The sequence below is a fragment of the Chryseobacterium sp. 'Rf worker isolate 10' genome (genome assembly GCF_050753305.1).
In the GTDB taxonomy this organism is placed as follows: Bacteria; Bacteroidota; Bacteroidia; order Flavobacteriales; family Weeksellaceae; genus Chryseobacterium.
On the sequence record NZ_JBOZOF010000002.1, the window covers coordinates 306,507 to 327,633 of the forward strand.

Annotated in this window: 11 protein-coding genes; 9 read left to right on the forward strand and 2 right to left on the reverse strand. The window is 34.8% G+C overall.

Annotation, left to right across the window (positions count from 1 at the left end):
• The first annotated feature begins 159 nt into the window (after positions 1-159).
• The gene (gene yidC / locus LKL37_RS11435; protein WP_431610701.1) at positions 160-1,959 is read left to right on the forward strand and encodes a membrane protein insertase YidC; all 1,800 of its coding nucleotides are present in this window, start codon (positions 160-162) and stop codon (positions 1,957-1,959) included.
• Between the two features lie 142 nt (positions 1,960-2,101).
• Here yidC and LKL37_RS11440 read toward each other — a convergent pair whose 3' ends face one another.
• Complete coding sequence (locus tag LKL37_RS11440) at positions 2,102-2,686, reverse strand: ribonuclease HII (RefSeq protein WP_431610702.1); 585 nt, start codon at positions 2,684-2,686, stop codon at positions 2,102-2,104.
• 553 nt (positions 2,687-3,239) lie between these two features.
• On the opposite strand from LKL37_RS11440, the gene LKL37_RS11445 reads away from it, so the two are divergent.
• The 8 genes from LKL37_RS11445 (at position 3,240) to argS (ending at position 19,925) form a co-directional block, all read left to right on the forward strand.
• Positions 3,240-6,245: a SusC/RagA family TonB-linked outer membrane protein gene (locus LKL37_RS11445; protein WP_431610703.1), complete on the forward strand. Its 3,006-nt coding sequence runs from the start codon at positions 3,240-3,242 to the stop codon at positions 6,243-6,245.
• A gap of 24 nt (positions 6,246-6,269) precedes the next feature.
• Positions 6,270-7,886, forward strand: coding sequence for a SusD/RagB family nutrient-binding outer membrane lipoprotein (locus LKL37_RS11450; protein WP_431610704.1), 1,617 nt, complete (start codon positions 6,270-6,272; stop codon positions 7,884-7,886).
• 395 nt (positions 7,887-8,281) lie between these two features.
• Positions 8,282-11,239 (forward strand): SusC/RagA family TonB-linked outer membrane protein, encoded by a 2,958-nt coding sequence (locus LKL37_RS11455; protein ID WP_431610705.1) that lies wholly within the window; start codon positions 8,282-8,284, stop codon positions 11,237-11,239.
• Between the two features lie 3 nt (positions 11,240-11,242).
• Positions 11,243-12,703: a SusD/RagB family nutrient-binding outer membrane lipoprotein gene (locus tag LKL37_RS11460; protein WP_431610706.1), complete on the forward strand. Its 1,461-nt coding sequence runs from the start codon at positions 11,243-11,245 to the stop codon at positions 12,701-12,703.
• A 57-nt stretch (positions 12,704-12,760) separates the two neighbouring features.
• Positions 12,761-13,207: a lipocalin family protein gene (locus LKL37_RS11465; protein ID WP_431610707.1), complete on the forward strand. Its 447-nt coding sequence runs from the start codon at positions 12,761-12,763 to the stop codon at positions 13,205-13,207.
• A 330-nt stretch (positions 13,208-13,537) separates the two neighbouring features.
• Positions 13,538-16,564, forward strand: a complete 3,027-nt coding sequence (locus LKL37_RS11470) for a SusC/RagA family TonB-linked outer membrane protein (protein ID WP_431610708.1) — start codon at positions 13,538-13,540, stop codon at positions 16,562-16,564.
• 24 nt (positions 16,565-16,588) lie between these two features.
• Positions 16,589-18,028: a SusD/RagB family nutrient-binding outer membrane lipoprotein gene (locus LKL37_RS11475; protein WP_431610710.1), complete on the forward strand. Its 1,440-nt coding sequence runs from the start codon at positions 16,589-16,591 to the stop codon at positions 18,026-18,028.
• A 139-nt stretch (positions 18,029-18,167) separates the two neighbouring features.
• Positions 18,168-19,925 (forward strand): arginine--tRNA ligase, encoded by a 1,758-nt coding sequence (gene argS / locus LKL37_RS11480; RefSeq protein WP_431610711.1) that lies wholly within the window; start codon positions 18,168-18,170, stop codon positions 19,923-19,925.
• A gap of 254 nt (positions 19,926-20,179) precedes the next feature.
• On the opposite strand, the gene LKL37_RS11485 is transcribed toward argS, so the two are convergent.
• Positions 20,180-21,127, reverse strand: a complete 948-nt coding sequence (locus tag LKL37_RS11485; protein ID WP_431610712.1) for a YihY/virulence factor BrkB family protein — start codon at positions 21,125-21,127, stop codon at positions 20,180-20,182.

Sequence of the window (21,127 nt, forward strand, 5' to 3'; positions counted from 1 at the left end):
CGTCTACCCATAAACTCAGGCTGATTATTCTCAGCTTGAGTTTATTATATAGTAACAACGTAAAGCATAGAGTTTTGATAAAAAAACAGTATTTTTGTCAGCTCAAATTACGTACATCAGTACGTACATGTTAAGTTTAAAATTTTAATATAAAATAAAATGCAACAAAACAACGGAATCGATAAGAAACAAATGATTAGTTTCGCGGTTTTATGCCTGGTTCTCTTCGGCTTTATGTTCTATTTCCAGAACAAACAAGTGAAAGAAGAGGAGTTAAAAGCTCAGCAGCAGAAAACGGAACAGGTAAAAAATGCCGTAAAACAAACTCAGGCAAACAATATCAATCCAAATGTAACTCCTAATGCAATCCAGACAGCAAGCCTTGGAAATAATGAATTGAAAATTGAATTTTCAAGCTTAGGAGGACAGGTTTCTAAAGTAGAGCTTTCAAAGTATAAAGCTTACAACCACAAAACAGACAATGCAGATCAGCCACTTTATCTGATCACTAAAAATAACTCAAACTACGGTTTTCAGTTTAAAGACAAAACGGGAAAGGTTATCAATACTAAAGATTTAGTTTTCTCGCCTACTGTTAATGGAAATGCCGTAACCCTAACAGCAGATTATAATGGTGCTGTAATTCAGTTTATTTATACACTGCTTCCTAAATATACTCTTGATTTCAAAGTAAGAACTCAGGGGCTTTCTAAAATTACTTCGGACAACAAAGCAGATTTCATCTGGGATTATAACGTAAGAAATTTAGAAAAGGGTAGAGCTCAGGAGCAGTCTCACTCAGAATTTTCTTATGCTTTCAATAATTATAAAGACTATGATTATGATGGAAGAACAACAATGGATGAAGAAAAGGAAACCCTTAACTGGATTGGTGTAAAACAGCAGTTTTTCTCTTCAGTAATTGAAGCTAAAAACGGATTTACCCAAAGTAAAGGAAATCAGGAAAATGTTGAAGAAGGAGAATATTTAAAGAAATTCAATTATGAAGGCTTCGTTCAGATGACCGGAAGTGAACTGAATCAGGATTTCACATGGTATTTCATGCCATTGGATTTGCCATTGCTTAAATCGTATGACAAGAACTTTGATGAGATTCTTCCATTAGGCTGGTCATTCATCGGAGCGATGAACCGTTATTTCTTCATGTGGTTATACAGTATTATTGCTGCGTGGGGATTATCAGCGGGTTGGGTGATTTTTGTAATGACGATCATTGTAAAGCTGATCTTATCACCTATTATGTATAAGCAGCACAAATTAAGTGCAATGATGAAGGTTATTCGTCCGGAAATTGATGAGGTGAATGCTAAGTTCAAGGATGCAGATCCAATGAAGAAGCAGCAGGCTACGATGGAGGTTTACAGAAAGGCCGGAGTGAATCAGATGGCAGGATGTTTACCTGCGTTGGTTCAGATTCCGATCTTCTACGCCTTATTCCGTTTCTTCCCGAACTTTATTGATCTTAGAGGACAAGGGTTCTGGTTTGCAAAGGATTTAACGGCTTATGATGATTTGATTAAGCTTCCGTTTAAAGTTCCTTTCCTTGGGGATCACTTGAGTATTTTTGCATTAGCTTGTACAATTGTTATTCTGATCTATACAGTAATGACTTCAGGAAATATGCAGCAGCCTCAACAGGAAGGAATGCCAAATATGAAAGTATTAATGTATATCTTCCCGATTACATTCCTGTTCTTCCTTAATACTTCAGCTTCAGGTCTTTCATGGTATTATTTTGTATCGAATGCGATTAATATCCTAATCATCCTTGTCATTAAATATGTGATTCTGGATGAGAAAAAGATCCATGCTCAAATTCAGTCTAATAAGGAAAAACCAAAAGCAGAAGGTAAGTTCCAGAAGAGAATGAGAGAAATGATGGAGAAGGCTCAGGATCAACAAAAAGCTCAGGAGCAGCAAAAAAATAAGAAGAAGTAATTCTTAACTATAACATAAAAAAGAGAAGCAATTGTTGAATTGCTTCTCTTTTTTTATTCTGGTATTTATTTAGAATGATTTTAAATTTTAAATCAATGTATAAGAATTTAATAATTGAAAATCAGTTGTTTTTAATCATGTCTTAATCATATTTCAGTCTGAAAGATTGTCTGTGATGAGATGTCGGGCCATACTTTATAAGAGCTTCCTGATGCTTTTTTGTAGCATAGCCAAAATTAGTATCCCAACCATATTGAGGATGTTCTTCATGGAGCTGGATCATTAGTGTATCCCTATAGTTTTTAGCAAGAATTGATGCTGCTGCAATAGATAAAACCTTAGAGTCGCCTTTAATAATACACTGATGTGGAATATAATTATAAGGGTGGAATTTGTTTCCATCTACCAAAATGAGTTCCGGGGTTATTGTTAGTTTATCCAGAGCCCGGTGCATTGCATGAATGCTTGCATTGAGAATATTATGCTCATCAATAAAGGAAGGAGGGAGTTCTGCTATGGCATAGTTTTTCACATTATCTTTGATGTAGCCATCCAGGTCCATACGTGTTTTGAAGGTTAGCTTTTTTGAATCATTAACCAGATTTTGCTTAAAATCATCATCTAAAATTACCGCCGCTGCCACTACCGGCCCGCTTAAACATCCTCTTCCCACTTCATCACATCCAGCTTCGATGTAAAGGTTTGACCAGTTTTTTATTAGCTCCATAATTATGTAAATAATAGTTACAAAATTAAAAAAACAAATATAATTAATCCACTACCTGGCGTGATGATTTTGCTAATGTAAAGTGATATGATAAGGAGATTTTTTTTGTAGTTAATTTTTAAATATCTGAAATTGATTTTTTTTGTTAAAAACGATTGATTTTTTGATGATTATGCTATTATTTTTGATTGTTAGTGTTTTTTATTGTTTTTTTGATAGAAAGATAATTATGTGTGAATTGATAATGTTATAGTGTTGTCGTGTTTTTTTTGAATTTATCTCATGATTATTTGTTTGATTTAATTGTTTGTGTGGTTGTTTTGTGAATTTTATGTAAAAATTATCAATTGTAATTTTTATTGTAATCTTTTGAATAATGTAGTCTGATTGTGTTTTAATATTTGTTAAAATCTCGATTTTTAATAAATATTAGTGTTTTATTTCTGTTTTTTTTTGATAATAATTTAAATTTTTATATTTTTTTAAGAAAATGCTTTGTGTTTTTAAGAAAGTTTTACAAATTTGTAGCCTGTAAAAAATAATTGAATTTGATATGAAGAAATTAACTGCGAGTGTATTTGCGGTTGTACTATCGTCATCATTTATGATGGTATCAGCGCAAAACACGAAGGATACTCTAAAGACCAAAAATATAGAGGAGATAGTTGTTACCGGAGCCTTAGGTATCAAAAGAAAGGCTGATGCAGTAACAAATACACAGCAAGTTGTAACGACAAAAGAATTAAATCAGGCGTCTGCACCAACCGCTGTACAGGCGTTGACAGGTAAGGTTTCAGGTTTACAAATCAATTTGACAAATAATGGGGTGGATCCTAGCTATAGAGTTGTCTTAAGAGGTGCTAAATCTATCACGGGTAATAACCAAGCATTAATTGTAATTGATAACGTTATTTCATCTGCTGATATTTTACAGCAGATACCACCAGAAGCAATCGAAAACATTAACGTAATTAAAGGTTTACAGGGAGCTGCTCTTTACGGTCAGCAAGGGGTAAACGGTGTAATTATTGTAACTACAAAAAGAGGTACAAAATCTGAAAAACTTCAGATGACTTTCAATTCATCTATTGATATTTCTAACGTTTTCATGATGCCGAAAGTTCAGCAGAAATACGGGAAAGGAGTTCAGGATGAAGGATGGAGTGATGTAAGCTACGGTGGTACAAACTATGTGCCATGGGAAAACATGTCTTGGGGTGCTGCTTATGACAACCCGGCTATCGGAGGAACTATGATGCCTTCAGGTCTTCCACAAGCAGATGGATCATTTATTTATGAAAAATATGCTCCGGTAAAGAATTTCATGAATAAATTCTTCTCTACAGGAGTTTTGACTCAAAATGGGATTACTGCAACTGCAGGTGGATCTGATGCTTATGTGTCTTTCTCTGCTAACAGAACTGAAAATAATTTCGTAGTTGAAGGTGATAAATTAAGACAAAATAGTTTTATTTTTAAAGCTGGTAAAAAAATTGGAAAATTAAAAATTGATGGTAACATCAACTACATTAATAGAATAGTATCTAATACAAATTCATCTCTATATGATGATATTCTTCAGACACCTACTAATAATAACATTAAGCTTTATAGAAACAGTGGAATTGAAGGATATTATACAGGATATGCTGTAAACCCGTATTGGACTATAGATCACGAAAGATATGACAGACGTAGTGACTATTTTAGTGCTATCCTTGGTTTAGATTATGAATTGAATAAGAATATCAACATTACTTATACTGGTAACCTTACAACAAGAGGGATGACTTATATGAGACATAATGATGGTGCTATTTTTACTAAAACTTATAATCTTCCGGGAGCATCTATTGATGGAGCTACTTTTGGTGATTTAGGACAAGGTGATATTACTTCTTGGTATTATGAAAGTACATCGAAAGAGAGAAATTATTATGGTGACTTAATGATTAACTTTAACTATGATTTATCAGATAAAATCAACTTAAAGCTTAACATTGGTAATAACATCCAGGATAGAACTTACAACGTAACATCTGTAGGTGGAAACAACCTTGATATCCCAGGATGGTACAATATTAAGAACGTTCTTAATCCGGATCCTTTCTCAAGTGCTAATTTGGATAACTATCAAACGAATAACAGAATTATTGCAGGATTTGCCAATTTGGATTTAAGTTATAATGACTATTTGTTCTTAAACTCTACTTTCAGAATTGAGCAGTCTTCAGTAATGTCTACAATACCTTATAACACAGGTAAGAGAACAAACCCTGTTTACCCGTATTATTCTGTAGGTTTGTCTTTTGTTCCTACAAAGGCATTTGCTAACTTAAAAGGAGATATTCTTAACTACGCAAAAATTACAGGTTCATATACAAGAGTAGGTAACACTTCTGCGATTCCTCCATATGCAACTGATGAAATTGGTGTATTCCCAACAGGATTCCCTTTCAACGGATTAAGTTCATATATCAACAACCAGACTCCTACAGCAGTAGATATTAAGCCTGAATTTGTTAATACTTTAGATTTTGGAGTTTCTTTAGGATTCCTTAAGGATAGAGTTAGATTAGATGCTTCGGTTTATCAATCTACAACTGATGATCTGATTACGGCTAAAACAACATCTAGTGCATCTGGTTTAACAAGTGTTCTTGATAACGTAGGTAAAATGAGATTAAGAGGTCTTGAACTTGATTTAGGAATAACACCAATTAAAACAAGAGATTTTACTTGGGATATGAAAGTGTCATATTCAACTTACAGATCTAAAGTATTAGAATTAGCTGATGGAGCGGATGAAGTATCTTTATTGAGCAGTACTGCTGCAGCAGTAGGTATTTTCGCAGTAAAAGGATCAGACTTCCCAGTAATTAAAGGAAGCGCATTCCAAAGAGACGATCAGGGGAGAATTATTGTTGACTCTAAAGGAAATCCTTTAACAACAAGTAATCTTCAGGTTTTAGGAAGAGCTACTCCGGATTATATTCTTGGATTCTCAACTAATATTAAATATAAAGGATTCACTTTATCTGCAATGGGAGACTTTAGAAAAGGAGGGCAATTTGTATCGTTTACGAAAAATTTACTTGCCTTCACGGGAGGTTTAGAAGAATCTGCTGAGTTTGACAGAACACAAGGATATATTGTTCCTAATTCAGTACAGAACACAGGTACAGCGGCAAATCCGGTATATACTCCTAACAATACTCCAGTAGGAGGTGCAGGAACTTATACTAATGTTACTAACTACTTCTCTAGTAGTGCCTATAGATCTGTTGGGGAAAACTTAGTAGTTGATGCAACCGCATTAAAGATCAGGGAGATTGCATTAAGCTACGATATACCAAAATCTGTTTTAAGTTCTACTTTCTTGAATTCATTAACAGTAGGTGTTTACTCAAGAAACCCATTCTTTAAGTATGCGGATAACAATAGAAACTATGCGGATCCGGAAACTGCAAGTACAACAGGGAATGCTGCCGGTTTTGCTTATACAACGCAGTACCCATCAACTAGAAGCTTTGGTGTAAACCTTAAAGCATCTTTCTAAACTTTAATTAATTATTACTTGAAAATGAAAAAATTTAAATATACAATACTAGGTTTAATCGTTGCCTCTATGACGTTGACTTCATGTGATCATTATTTGGATATTAATGAAAACCCAAATAACATCCATGCAGAAGCTATTACTCCAACTTTATTATTCCCTGGTGCTGTTGCTCAGACTTATAGAACACAGGCCACATGGATGAATAGATTTGGTGGGCTTATGATGAACTCTTACGCTGGTAACTCTTATTCTTTTGGATCTCCATTTGGTAATGAGTATACTTTAAATGTTGATAGTTCTTTTTATCCACAGATATGGGATGGTTTATATAGAAACGTAAGTAATTTTGTAGCGATTGAAAAATTTGATAATTCAACGCATAAATATGATAATTATTTAGCGGCTGCAAAAGTGATGAAAGCATTCTATATGCAGACAATTGTAGATTTATATGGTGATGCTCCTTATAGTGAGGCATTTATGGGGCAAGCAAATGCTACTCCAAAATATGACAATGATGAGGAAATTTATAGATCATTAATTCTTGGTATCAACGATGCAATCAATATTATTGATAATGCAAATACTGCAGCGCTTGAATTAGGATCTACTGATGTTGTTTTCCAGGGAGATATGGATAACTGGAAACGTCTTGCTAATACTGTGAAATTAAGAATGTTGGTTAGAATGTCTAAAGTAACAGGTTCTATGGCTACTTTTAGAGATCAACAGCTTCAAACTTTATCAGGTGCAGATTTTGTAGAAAGTGATGTTTTAGTAAATCCTGGATACAGTGCTGCTAATGATGATCAGCAAAGTCCGTTTTTTGGATATTATGTAAGAAACAGTTCCAACTCTCAGTTGCAGAACAATACATTATTTACAGCATCTGAGCACGTTGCAACTTGTCTTAATGGTAACCCATATAATATGACTGATAATGTTTATCAGAAATTTAATGGTATCATTGATGGAAGAAGAGGAAGAATGTTCTCATTGATTTCTTATAATGGTCTTTCAGTTGTTAAAGGAGTTAGACAAGGTGCTACACCGGGTCAGCCTGGAGCTCCAACGGATCTTACTACCGTTTCAAGATTTGGAAATGGTTGGATATTTGGTGCGGGTAGTCCTACTAGTAATGCTCAATTAACATCTGTGGGATCTGCTAAATCTGGTGTTTTAATGAGTCGTGCGGAAAGCGATTTCCTTCAGGCTGAAGCTGCTGTTAGATATCCAAGTGTTTTCTCATTTAACGGACAGGCTAAATTTGAAAGCGGTATCAAAGCATCTTTTGATTACTTATATGCAACAGCTGGTACTTCGGCAACTTATATAGCTGCAATCCAAAGCAAAGTAGGTTTAGGATGGACTGGAACTAATGATAATAAGATCGAGGCAATCATGACTCAAAAATGGTTAGCTACTGCGGGAATTAACCCTACAGAATCTTTCATCGATTATAACAGAACTGGTTTCCCTATTACGCCTATGGCAACTACCTCTGCGAAGCCTAACAAACCATACAGATTGATGTATCCGTCTTCTGAGTACGTAGCGAACTCTGCAAACGTTCCTCAGATTTCAAATGCTCAATGTTTTACTAAGAATCAAACGACTCCATTCTGGAATCAGAACTAATTCTTATAATACAATTTTAATATATTTTACCGCCTTCGGGCGGTTTTTTTTGTTTTAAAACGTAAATATTTCTTTGGCTATGGAAATATGCTTAGCATAGTATCGGTGGTGGGTTTTATCTTTTGTATTTTTAATTTATTGATATTCAATTTGTTTATATTAATAATTAAATTTAAAATATAGATTATATCAATTTAAGTGATTGTTATTATTTCTTAAAAAAAATTAAGTTTTAAATGATGTGTTTTTGTTAAATGTTTTGTTTTTAACTTATTTTAATAATTTATTGATTGTTTTTATTCTAAAATATTGAATAAGTTGCAATTTTTTCACATTTTGCTTTGTGATATTAAGAAAGTTTTACAAATTTGTAAAGTCACAAAAATTAATTTGATATGAAGAAACTAACAGCAAGTCTTCTTGTTTTAGTAATGTCTTCCTCAATTGCTGTTGCTAATGCTCAGCAAAAGAATGATACTATTAAAACAAAAGAAATTGAGGGGGTGGTGGTAACCGCTCTCGGGATTAAAAGAGAGAAAAAATCTCTTGGTTATGCTTCTGAAGAAGTTAAAGCTGCAGAATTAACCGGTGGAACTACCAATACCGGTAACGTAGCATCTCTTCTTTCAGGTAAGGTGGCCGGACTACAGGTAAATACAAACAACAACTTTGGCGGATCTGCAAACCTTTTGATCAGAGGATATAAATCTCTGTCAGGAGGATCTCCACTTATTGTAATTGACGGTTCACCAGTTAATAATAACACTGTAACCGGATCTACATTCGATTATGGTAACTTTCTTTCAGATATCAATCAGGAAGATATCGAATCTGTAAACGTATTAAAAGGTGCTGCTGCATCTGCTTTGTATGGTGAAAGAGGTAGTGACGGGGTAATCTTGATTGTAACGAAAAGTGGACGAGGAAATAACGACGGAAGCTGGGGTGTTACTTTAAGCTCAGGAATTACAGCCGGATTTATTGATAAATCTACTTTCCCTACCTATCAGAAAAAGTATGGAGCGGGTTACGGAGGACAAGCATGGAATGAAGCTGCTGGACCTGGAGGCTACAACTATGCTAACTTTGTGGATGACGCATCTTACGGACCAGCATTTAATCCTAATCAATTGGTATACCAATGGGATTCATTTGATCCTTCTTCTCCCAACTACGGAAAAGCTACGCCATGGGTTGCTGCGAAAAACGGCCCAATTAAATTCTTTGAAACACCAGTCACTTATATTAACACAATAACCATTGAAAAAGGAAATAAAACTTCAAACCTTTCCTTATCATATTCCAATATGCTATCCAATGGTTTAATGCCTAATTCAGAGCTGAAAAAAAATACAATTTCAGCAAAGTTTAATCATGATTTCACAGATAAACTACATGCTTCTGTTTTCACAACTTTAACTTTACAAGACACAAAAGGTCGTAACGAAACAGGATATTCCGACAACGTTGTTACCGGTTTCAGACAGTGGTGGCAGACCAACGTTGATGTATTGGCATTGAGAGATGCTTATGCAAACAATGGAAACAGTAATTTTTCGTGGAACAGATCTACAGCAGCAGATGGAACTCCCCAATATTGGAATAACCCTTATTTCCAGAGATATCAGAATTATCAGTCAGATGACAGAACCAGAATATTCAGTTATGCTCAGTTGAAATATGATGTTTCCAAGAACTTCGGAATCACAGGGAAATTATCTTATGATGATTTACAGATGGTTGTAGAAGAAAGATTAATGAACGGATCCCTTCCTCAGGCGTTTGGTGCTTCACAGCTTAATGTAAGTTCAGGATATGCGAGAACCAATGTAAAAAATACCGAGATCAATTTTGATTTATTTGCGAATTACAAGTTTGATATTACTTCAGATTTAAGTGTTAGCGGTATTGCAGGGGGGAACGTGAGACGAAATCTTATTGACAATATTTATATGAGCACAGAAGGAGGTTTATCGAAACCAGGTCTGTTTGCAATATCCAATTCAGTAAGAACAATACTTCCTCCTGATGAAAATTATGCAAAATGGGTTACTTCGAGTTTATATGCTACAGCATCTTTCGGATATAAAAACTTCTTATTTGTAGATGGTACTTACCGTGTAGACCAATCTTCCAACTTACCAAAAGGAAATAACAGCTATGGGTATCCTTCTGTTACCGGTGCGGTTATTCTATCAGAATTTGTAAAGCAGCCTTGGTTAAGCTTCTGGAAATTAAGAGCTAACTATGCTGAAGTAGGGTCTTCTACTAATAATTTCAGATTGGTAAATACTTTCAAAGCAAGAGGTGAAGGTTTATTTGATCAGCCTTATTTCCTTGCAAACCCGAACTTAAAACCTCAGAGATCTAAAGAAACTGAATTCGGTATGGAAGCTCAGTTTTTCAAAAACAGGTTAGGTTTTGATATCGCCATCTATAAAACCAGAACATTTGATCAGATTATCAACTTACCGGTTTCTTCTGCAACAGGATATAGAACATTTCTTGTAAATGCAGGACAGATTGACAATAAAGGTATCGAAGTACAGTTAAACGGTACACCATTTAAATCAGATAATTTTACATGGGATGTTAACGTAAACTGGTCTAAAAACGAAAATAAAGTTATTGCATTAAATGGTGATTCTCAGAATTACCTGATGGCAAGTTACCAGGGAGGAGTATCTCTTAACGCACGTGTAGGAGAATCTTTTGGAGCTTTGGTCGGATCAGATTATGTATATAACGAGAATGGAGATAAAGTAATTGACCCGGCAACAGGTCGTTATCTTAGAAATAATAACCAGGTTATTGGAAATATCACACCAGACTGGGTGGGAGGTATCAGAAACAGTTTCCGTTATAAAAACTTTACAGTAAGTTTCCTTATTGATGTGAAAAAAGGAGGAGACGTATTCTCTACCGATATGTATTACGGATTGGCTACTGGTCTTTATGCAGAAACAGCTGATTACAGAGAGAGCGGATTGGTACATCCGGGAGTTAATCCAAACGGGAATGTGAATACTACCCCTACGATCAACCCAGGATCTTTTGGTAACGTTGACGGATATAGAAGAATGCCGAATAAAAGATTTATTTATGATGCATCTTACGTAAAACTGAGAGAAGCAAGTATAGGATATAGTCTTCCTAAGTCAATTCTTGCCAATACATCTATTCGTGAGGCGAAAATTTCAATTGTAGGAAGAAACCTTTGGATTATTCACAAAAACTTACCTTATGCAGATCCGGAAGCAGGTACAGGGAATGGTTTAGGGGCTAAAGGTAATTCTATCGGAGTGTTGCCTACTACACGTGATATTGGAATAGATTTAACTTTAAAATTCTAGAAAATGAAAAAATTATTTTTAATTATAGGTTTAGCTTCATTAGCGTTAACATTTACATCGTGTGAAAGAGACATTACTTCACTCAATGAAGATACTAAACACCCAACAGAAGTTCCTTCAGGAGTCCTTTTTGCCAGTGCTGAACATGCACTTCTTGATCAGGTTTTGTCTGCCAATGTAAACCGTAATATTACAAGGTTTTTTACACAGCAGTGGTCAGAAACTACCTATACTGATGAGACCAATTATGATATGGTGACAAGGCCAATCCCAAGAAACCACTATAACCGTATGATGGCATCAGCATCAGCAACAATTAACTCTCCGGGAGTATTATCTGCATTAAGAGATGCAAGAAGATTCCTTGAAAGCGAAGGACTGGACCCTGTTACTAAAAACAATAATATTGCAATGATTGAATTAGTAAATGTCTACGCATGGGCTAATTTAGTTGACACCTATGGTGATATTCCTTATTTCGGAGCATTGAAAGCTACTGCTGAAAATCCTGGAAGTGCGGAAATTCCTTATGATGACGCAAAAACAGTGTATCTTGATCTTATCAAAAGAATTGATGCAGCCGTTGCTATGATTAATACTTCTGGTAGTGGATATGACAAAGATTTGATCTACAAAGGAGACATGACTAAGTGGAAGAAAATGGGTAATTCCCTGAAATTCAGAATGGCTGTAACATTGGCAGATTCTGATCCGGCTTTGGCTAAAAGTTATGCAGAGGCTGCTTACACTGCAGGGCTGTTTACTGATAAAATGGATAATTTCGGACTGCAGACTTTCCCATCAGGATTATTGTCAAACCCAGTTTATCAGGATGTAATTCAATCTGGTAGAAATGACTTTGTTCCTTCTGATATTCTTGTTGATTTCATGAATACTACATCTGACCCAAGAAGAGCAACATGGTTTACAACGGTTGCTGGTGCTTATGTTGGAGGTGTGTATGGTGATCAGAATGTTTTCAGCAGCTATTCTCACTTTACAAATGTTATTTCAGGTGAAAATGCACAGGGCTTTTTATTAGATTTTTCTGAAATTCAGTTCTTGAGAACTGAAGCAGCTGCAAGAGGTTTTAGTGTTGGAGATACTGCTGCTAACTTATATTCTGCTGCAATTAAAGCTTCAATGACTGAATATAATATCAATGATGCTACTGCAAATGCATTTATTGCAGCTAATCCATATAATGCAGCCAATTGGAAAAAATCTGTAGGAGAGCAGGCTTGGATCGCGATGTTCAACAAAGGATTCCAGGCATGGAACTTTGCAAGAAGACTGGATTTCCCTGTTTTCCAAAATCCTGGAGGTTCTGTAGTAGAATCAGTACCGGTAAGAATGCGTTATTCTGATCAGGAGTACCTTCTTAATGCTAAAAATGTGAATGCTGCAGCTTCAAAAATTGGAGGTGATAAAGTATCTACAAAAATATTTTGGGATAAATTTTAATTTAAATAATAATTCTTCAAGCCTATTCATAGGCTTGAAGAATATAAAAACTTTTATATGAGACTTTTTATAGGAATTCTTCTTTTAATGAGTATTGCATCATGCTCTAGTGATGATGACCGTACAGTTGTAAATGAAAATGTAAGTATTAATGGTACATGGAAACCGTATAAGTACGAATTCAAGGGTAAAGAAATCATGCTGAGTGATTGTGAGAAAAAAGGAATAATATTTATTAACCCGGATTTTTCAGGATCTTATGAAAGATATGATGCTTCTTCTTCCGGAAACTGTAATCTGTTTGATTCTTTCGGAGGAAAATGGGCTTTTGATAAAATGTATCAGACATTAACTCTTACTTATGTGGAGTCAGGGGTTTCCAAAACTTTGAAAAAAGAAATTGATTCTTATTCCAATACGGAACTCCGAATTAATGATAGCAGTAAAAACCTGGATACTACCCCTGGAAATGATGAGGCAGTCCTCGTTTTCAGAAAAGAATAAATTTTCTCATTTATCTATAAAAACCGCCAAATGGCGGTTTTTTTTATTTGTAATCAATTTTTTATAGTAAATAGTGAATTGTATTTGGTTTTTAAATTCATATATTACATAAAATCAGTCAGTTGTGGTTGTTTTGTTGTGGTGAATTTTGATCACTTTAATTAAGATATTGAGGTTATTTTTTTTTATTAAATCGTTTGTTTTTAACGTATTTTATTAATTAATTTAATTGTTTTTATATCAATTAATGGATTATTTGTTATTTTATTCAGCTTTAGTTGTTAAGTTGTTAAGAAAAATACAAATTTGCTCCCTAAAAATTAATTTGATATGAAGAAACTAACAGCGAGTCTGCTTGTTTTGGTCTTGTCTTCGTCTGTTGCGGTTGCAAATGCCCAGCAGAAGAAAAGTGATTCCTCAGCACAGACAAAGGAAATTGAAGGTGTAGTGGTAACTGCATTGGGTGTCAAGAGAGAGAAAAAAGCCCTTGGATATTCCTCTCAGGAAGTGAAAGCTGAAAAATTATTTGGAGGAACTACTAACACAGGAAATGTAGCCTCGCAACTTTCTGGAAAAGTAGCTGGTTTGAATGTGAATACTAATTCCAATTTTGGAGGCTCAACAAATTTAGTGATTAGAGGGGTTAAATCTTTACAGGGAAGTAATCCTTTAATCGTAATTGATGGTTCACCAGTAAATAATACATCTACATCTTCAGGTAACGCTAATGGAGGGTTTGATTTAGGTAATGCTTTAGCCGATATCAATCAGGAAGATATAGAATCTGTAAACGTACTAAAAGGTGCAGCTGCTTCTGCATTGTACGGAGAAAGAGGTTTAAATGGGGTTATTGTAATTACAACTAAAAATGGTAAAGGTAAAGAAGATGGATCTTGGGGAGTTACCTTGTCATCATCTGTACAGGCAGGTTTTGTAGATAAATCAACATTTCCTACCTATCAAACCAGATATGGAGCTGGATATGATCCTTCATTTTATTATGGAACAGGAGCTGGTGGAATCAATAATGTTAATTTTGGTGAGGATGCTTCTTGGGGGCCAGCGTATGATCCTAATAAGTTGGTATATGCTTGGGATTCTTATGATCCTACATCTCCAAATTATGGTAAAGCAACGCCTTGGGTAGCTGCTAAAAATGGACCATTAAGCTTTTTTGAAACTCCAATGTCTTTCATCAATTCAATCGCTTTATCCAAAGGTCATAAAGGATTTAATTTCAATTTGACATATGATAATAATATGTCTAATGGATTATTGCCGAATTCTAATCTAAGAAAGAATACTTTATCTACTAAAATAAATTACGATCTAACACCTAAATTACATGCTACAGTTTATTCTACTTTAACTGTACAAGGGACAGTTGGGCGTACTGAAACCGGATATAATGATAACATTGTTACAGGATTCAGACAATGGTGGCAAACCAACGTAGATTTAGTTGCATTACAAAATTCATATAATAACAATATTAACAATCCTACTGCGGCTAATAATTATGGAAATGTAACTTGGAATAGAGCATCTGCAGCAAAAGGTACTCCTGCATTTTGGAATAACCCATATTTCCAACGATATAATAATTATGAGTCTGATGATAGAACCAGAATATTTACGTATGCACAATTAACTTATGATGTTGATTCCCACATTAATATTACAGGTAAATTTACTTATGATAATACCAATTTACTTTTTGAAAGAAGACTGGCTGTAGGGTCATATCCTCAGGCATTTGGAGTTTCACAGAAAAATGTAGGGTCAGGTTATCACAGATATGATTTGACTAGAAGAGAGATCAATTATGATCTTTTTGCCAACTATAAATATGATTTGCTTCCGTGGTTAAACATTAGTGGTATTGTTGGAGGAACAATCCGTAGAAATAATGCAAGTTCATTGGAGGCATCTACTGAGGGCGGACTTATCAAGGCAGGTTTGTATTCTTTAGATAATTCATTAAGACCAGAATTGAACCCAATTGAGAATGTTTCAACTGTGCAGACAAATAGCTGGTATGCAACAGCTTCATTTGATTTTAATAAAATTTTCTATTTAGACGGAACATTCCGTAGAGATGTAAGTTCAACTCTTCCTAAGCAAAATAATAAATATAACTATGGTTCTATTTCCGGATCATTAATATTATCAGAGTTGCTTAAATCTCAAAACTCTATTGTAAATTTCTGGAAAGTAAGAGGAAACTATGCAGAAGTAGGAGGAACTGCTGATCCATATCAATTAGCTCCACAATATTTCACTGCAGGATCATTTAGTGGACAAATAGGAATATATAAACCACAGACAGTACTGCCAAATCAAAATCTTAAACCTCAAAGATCTAAAGAATTTGAACTAGGAACAGAAGTACACTTTTTAAAAGACCGAATTACATTAGATGCTGCTTACTATAATACCCAAACATCTAATCAGATTATTACACCTAATATTTCTTCAGGATCAGGAGTGTTAGCAGCAGCAATTAATGCTGGACAAATTAATAACAAAGGGGTTGAAGTTCATTTAGGTATTACCCCAATAAAAACACAAGATTTTTCTTGGGATGTAGATGCTAACTGGGCTAAAAATACAAGTAAAGTTGTTTCATTAGAAGATGGTTTGAAAGTATATCCATTAGTTAGTTTGGTTGGAGCAACGATTGTTGCTTCTGTAGGAAACCCTTGGGGAGATATCTACGGAACAGATTATGTTTATCTGAATGGGCAAAAAGTTGTTGATCCTACTACAGGGCTATATTTAAAAGAAGATAATAAAGTTATAGGGAATACACAGCCAAAATGGACTGGGGGATTAAGAAATACCTTCAGATATAAAAATATATCTCTGAGCTTCCTGATTGATGTAAGACATGGAGGAGATATCTTTTCATCAGATTTATACTATGGGTTAGCAAGTGGTTTATATCCTGAAACAGCTGTGGATGGTTATAGAACCAATGCCGTTGTACTTCAAGGGGTGAACCCTAATGGCCAGGTAAATACTACTCAGGCTCAGGCAGACGTAACGGGTTATAATATGAATCCAAATGATAGTTATGATTATGCACCAGATAAACGATTTGTTTATGATGGTTCTTTTATAAAATTAAGAGAAGCAAGTATTACCTACTCACTGCCTAAAAAATTAATCGCGAGTACTTTCATGACTGAAGCTAAAATTTCATTAGTAGGAAGAAACCTATGGATTATTCATAAAAATCTGCCTTATGCAGATCCGGAATCAACACAAATGGGAGGTCTTTATTCTTACGGTTCATCAGTAGGGTCTTTGCCAACTACCAGAGAACTAGGGATAAACGTCACATTCAAATTCTAAATATTAATATAATTTATAATTATTATGAACAAAAAGATAAAACATATACTATTATCGGGTGCCTTGGCTTCGTCTCTGTTTGCAACGAACTCTTGCCAAAGTGATATTACTACACTGAATGAAGATCCTAAACATCCATCTGTAGTGCCATCAAGCAATTTACTTGCTACGGGTCTATACCAGGCTTTTTATTATATGTATACTGGTAGTGTTAATTTCAATAATTACAGATTTTTTACACAGCAGTGGACGGAAACAACTTACACGCAGGAAACGAACTATAATTTAATTACCAGAGCACAGCCCAGAGGTCATTTTAACAGAATGTACGTTTATTCTCTGAATAGTTTGAGTCAGGCAATGAAAAATTTGCCTACTGAATTAAATGCAGATGCTGATATCGCAAATAATAAATGGGCTACTTTAGAAATTTCCTCAATATTTGTATGGGAAAATATTGTTGATACTTATGGTAATGTGCCTTATACTCAAGCTTTACAGGCAGAAACAATAAAGTCCCCTAAATATGATGATGCGAAATCTATTTATTTGGATCTTATTAAAAGATTGGATGTAGCTATATCAAAAATTAATACATCCAAAACAAGTTATGATACAGCCGATCTTATTTATAAAGGGAACATGTCCAAATGGCAGAAACTGGCAAACTCTATTAAGTTACGTTTAGCGATGAATCTGGCAGATGTTGATCCTGCTACCTCTAAATCTGTTGCTGAATCTGCTATAGCTAGTGGAGTAATAGATTCTGATGCGGCATCATTTTCATTAGTATTTGATGGAGGAACATTCTCAAATCCTTTATTTGATGATTTAGTGGCATCAGGGAGAAATGACTTTGTTCCTTCTTCAGTAATTGTTACCCCAATGAATACCAACTCAGATCCTAGAAGAAGTTCTTATTTTACTCCATTAACGAATGGTACATTTAAAGGAGGTGTATATGGTTCTCAAAATTCATTTGCTAGTAATTCTCACATAAATCCAAATTTTACTGCAGCAAATGCTCCTGCTAAGCTTTTCAGTTATACTGAAACACAGTTCTTGAAGGCTGAAGCAGCGGCAAGAGGCTATAATGTTGGAGATACTGCAGTTAATTTATTTGCATCAGCATTGCAATCATCTATGACGGAGAATGGGGTGTCATCTGCAGATGCTCTTGCCTATGTAACCGCTCATCCATTAGATGCCACCAACTGGAAACAATCTATTGGATATGAATCTTGGGTTGCAATGTGGAATAATCCTTTTTCTGCCTGGAACTTTGTGAGAAGATTAGATTATCCGGTTCTTCAGACTCCGCCTAACAGCCAGATTGGAGGTGTTCCATATAGAATGTTGTATTCTGATCAGGAATATGTAGTAAACTTCGATAATGTTTCTGCAGCTGCTACAGCAATAGGTGGAGATAAGGCTACTACCAAATTATTCTGGGACAAATATTAACAAAAAAGTTTTTATACTTATATATTCTAACCGCCTTCGGGCGGTTTTTTTATTTCCGTATATTTGTAGCTCAGATTTTAGGCAGGAACATATTGTAAAAATGTTTCAACTATAAGCATTAAAAAGAGAATTTAGAAAAATGAATATTAAAGATATTATAGAACAAAAACTTTCGGAAGTCATTTTAAATGTATACCAGTTAAAAGACATCAAGCTGGAAGTTCAGGAAAATAAAACGGAATTCGAGGGCGACTTTACCATTGTCACTTTTCCGTTGGTAAAACAATTGAAAAAAAATCCTGAGAGCATTGGAGTTGAATTAGGTGAAGCTTTGACAGAAACGGATCTTTTCGAAAGCTTTAATGTTGTAAAAGGTTTCCTTAATGTAAAGGTGAAAAACCAATTGTTTGTGGATAACTTCAGATCCGTAACGAAGAATTTCTCTACTATAGAAAAGAAAAATGCTACGGTAATGGTAGAATATTCTTCACCGAATACCAATAAACCATTGCACTTAGGACACATCAGAAATAATTTATTAGGATTTTCAGTAGCTCAGATTTTAAAAGAAGCCGGATATGATGTGATTAAAACTCAGATCATCAATGACAGAGGAATTCATATCTGTAAATCTATGCTGGCTTGGGAGAAATTCGGGAATGGAGAAACTCCTGAAACTACCAATACCAAAGGAGACAAATTTGTTGGAAACTACTATGTAGAATTTGACAAAAATTATAAAAAAGAAATTGCAGACCTTGTAAGCCAAGGTATAGGAGAAGAGCAGGCTAAAAAAGATGCTCCTTTGATGAAAGAAGCTCAGAAAATGCTTTTGGATTGGGAAAATGGAGATGAAACAGTAAGAGCGCTTTGGGCAGAAATGAACTCATGGGTTTACAAAGGATTCAATGAAACCTATAAAAGATTAGGTGTTGATTTTGACCAGGTTCAATATGAAAGCAATACTTATATTTTAGGAAAAGATCTTATTCAGGCTGGATTAGACAAAGGCGTTTTGTATCAAAAAGAAGACGGTTCTGTTTGGTGTGACCTTACAGATGAAGGGCTTGATCAGAAGCTTTTACTACGTTCAGACGGTACATCTGTTTATATGACACAGGATCTTGGAACAGCAGTTGAACGTTTTAAGCAAAATAATATTCAGAAACTGATCTATACAGTAGGAAACGAACAGGATTATCACTTCCAGGTTTTATTTAAGATTCTTAAAAAATTAGGATATGAATGGGCAGATCAGTTATTCCACCTTTCTTACGGAATGGTAGAGCTTCCTGAAGGTAAAATGAAATCCCGTGAAGGAACTGTAGTAGACGCAGATGACCTGATGCAGGAAATGTATGAAACGGCAAAATCTAAAGCTCAGGAATTAGGAAAATTAGAAAGCCTTTCAGAAGAAGATAAAGAAGCATCTTATGAAACGGTAGGATTGGGAGCATTGAAATATTTCATGCTTAAAGTGGATCCTAAGAAAAAAATGCTTTTCAACCCTGCAGAAAGTATTGATTTTAATGGAAATACAGGTCCGTTCATTCAATATACGTATGCACGTATTCAGTCATTACTGTCTAAAGCAGGTACTTTGCAGACGGAAACTGCTGATATTGAATTAAATCAATCTGAAAAAGAATTGATTATGCAGCTGACTAACTTCAAAACTACAGTAGCCAAATCAGCGGAAACCTTAAGTCCGGCTTTAGTAGCCAACTATGTGTATGATCTTGTGAAAGCATACAACTCTTTCTACCAGAATAACCCTATTCTGAATTATGAAGATGAAAACGTAAAACAATTCCGTTTGAATATTTCAGATATCACAGCAAAGACGATCAAAAAATCGTTAGAATTACTGGGAATCGGAACCGTAAACAGAATGTAATAATAGAAAGCCTCCTGAAAAATTCAGGAGGCTTTTTTGTATATAGGAGTTGTTTAGACTTAAAAAATGTTGAATATATTAAAACCATTAAGAAGGAGTTAAGAAATAAAGTATAGTTAAGATGAATCATTCTGATTTTTAAGCTTAAAGCGAAGCTTATCTTAATACTCTTAACGCCTTAATACAATCTTAATGTTTTAAAAATAAAAGATTAAACAGGTTCGTAAAATAATCTTGCAACTCGCAACCCGAATCTACGTTTTATCATTATCATTACTTTCACCATGCATCTGTTTCAGACTATCCGCATACAACTTCGCAGGAGTCCATCGTGCATGTTTGGAAAGAACTACTTTATATCCTTTTTTGTAAGTGTAAACCTTGGTAAATTCCGCACCGAAGAATATCAGCATGCAGGAATAATTGATCCACATCATAATCAGAATAACAGTTCCGGCAGCTCCAAAAGCTGAAGTTGGTTTTATCTGGTTAAAATAAAGGCTTAATAAAAACTTCCCCAATGTAAATAAAACAGTTGTTAGAAATGCCCCTTTCCATACTGGTTTCCAGCTGACCAAGACATCAGGGAGAACTTTAAACATTAAAGCAAATAAAAGCATCACAAGACCAAAACCAACAGCAAAATTTACCGTTTCTACCAGCATATAGGTTTCAAAACCAAAATATTGAGTGATAATAGTATTAAAAAGGCTGATTAAGGAAGATAAAACCATGGTGATCATCAGAAGGAATCCCAGAATAAGAATCATTCCTAAAGAATTGGCTCTGTCTAATAAGAACTTGACCAGTGCTTTTTTGGGAGCAGCTTCTACTTCCCAAAGTGTATTTAATGTATGCTGTAGTTGAAAGAAAAGAGTAGTAGAACCGAAAACCAATGACCCGACCCCTACAGCTTTCATAAAAATATTCTTTTTGTCAATCAAGGCACCGGCGAGCATCCCTTCGATACTTTTAGCCACATCCGGTCCCATAATTCCGCTGATCTGTGTGCTGATCTGCCCGCGAATAGCTTCTTCACCAAAGAAATTTCCCAGTACCCAGATAATAATGATCAATAATCCGGGGATAGAAAAGATGGCATAATAAGCAAGACTTGCTGAATCTTTTGATGCAGAAGAATTGTTCCATTCCGTAAACGTATCTTTTAGAACTTCCCAGAAAAACTTAACAGTATTGATCAT

What these genes read in the sequence shown, in the direction of transcription:
- yidC (WP_431610701.1), top strand. Translation starts at nt 160, where the DNA reads ATGCAACAAAACAACGGAATCGATAAGAAACAAATGATTAGTTTCGCG.
- LKL37_RS11485 (WP_431610712.1), bottom strand. Translation starts at nt 21,127, where the DNA reads ATGATCAATACTGTTAAGTTTTTCTGGGAAGTTCTAAAAGATACGTTT.
- LKL37_RS11455 (WP_431610705.1), top strand. Translation starts at nt 8,282, where the DNA reads ATGAAGAAACTAACAGCAAGTCTTCTTGTTTTAGTAATGTCTTCCTCA.
- LKL37_RS11460 (WP_431610706.1), top strand. Translation starts at nt 11,243, where the DNA reads ATGAAAAAATTATTTTTAATTATAGGTTTAGCTTCATTAGCGTTAACA.
- LKL37_RS11470 (WP_431610708.1), top strand. Translation starts at nt 13,538, where the DNA reads ATGAAGAAACTAACAGCGAGTCTGCTTGTTTTGGTCTTGTCTTCGTCT.
- argS (WP_431610711.1), top strand. Translation starts at nt 18,168, where the DNA reads ATGAATATTAAAGATATTATAGAACAAAAACTTTCGGAAGTCATTTTA.
- LKL37_RS11475 (WP_431610710.1), top strand. Translation starts at nt 16,589, where the DNA reads ATGAACAAAAAGATAAAACATATACTATTATCGGGTGCCTTGGCTTCG.
- LKL37_RS11465 (WP_431610707.1), top strand. Translation starts at nt 12,761, where the DNA reads ATGAGACTTTTTATAGGAATTCTTCTTTTAATGAGTATTGCATCATGC.
- LKL37_RS11440 (WP_431610702.1), bottom strand. Translation starts at nt 2,686, where the DNA reads ATGGAGCTAATAAAAAACTGGTCAAACCTTTACATCGAAGCTGGATGT.
- LKL37_RS11445 (WP_431610703.1), top strand. Translation starts at nt 3,240, where the DNA reads ATGAAGAAATTAACTGCGAGTGTATTTGCGGTTGTACTATCGTCATCA.
- LKL37_RS11450 (WP_431610704.1), top strand. Translation starts at nt 6,270, where the DNA reads ATGAAAAAATTTAAATATACAATACTAGGTTTAATCGTTGCCTCTATG.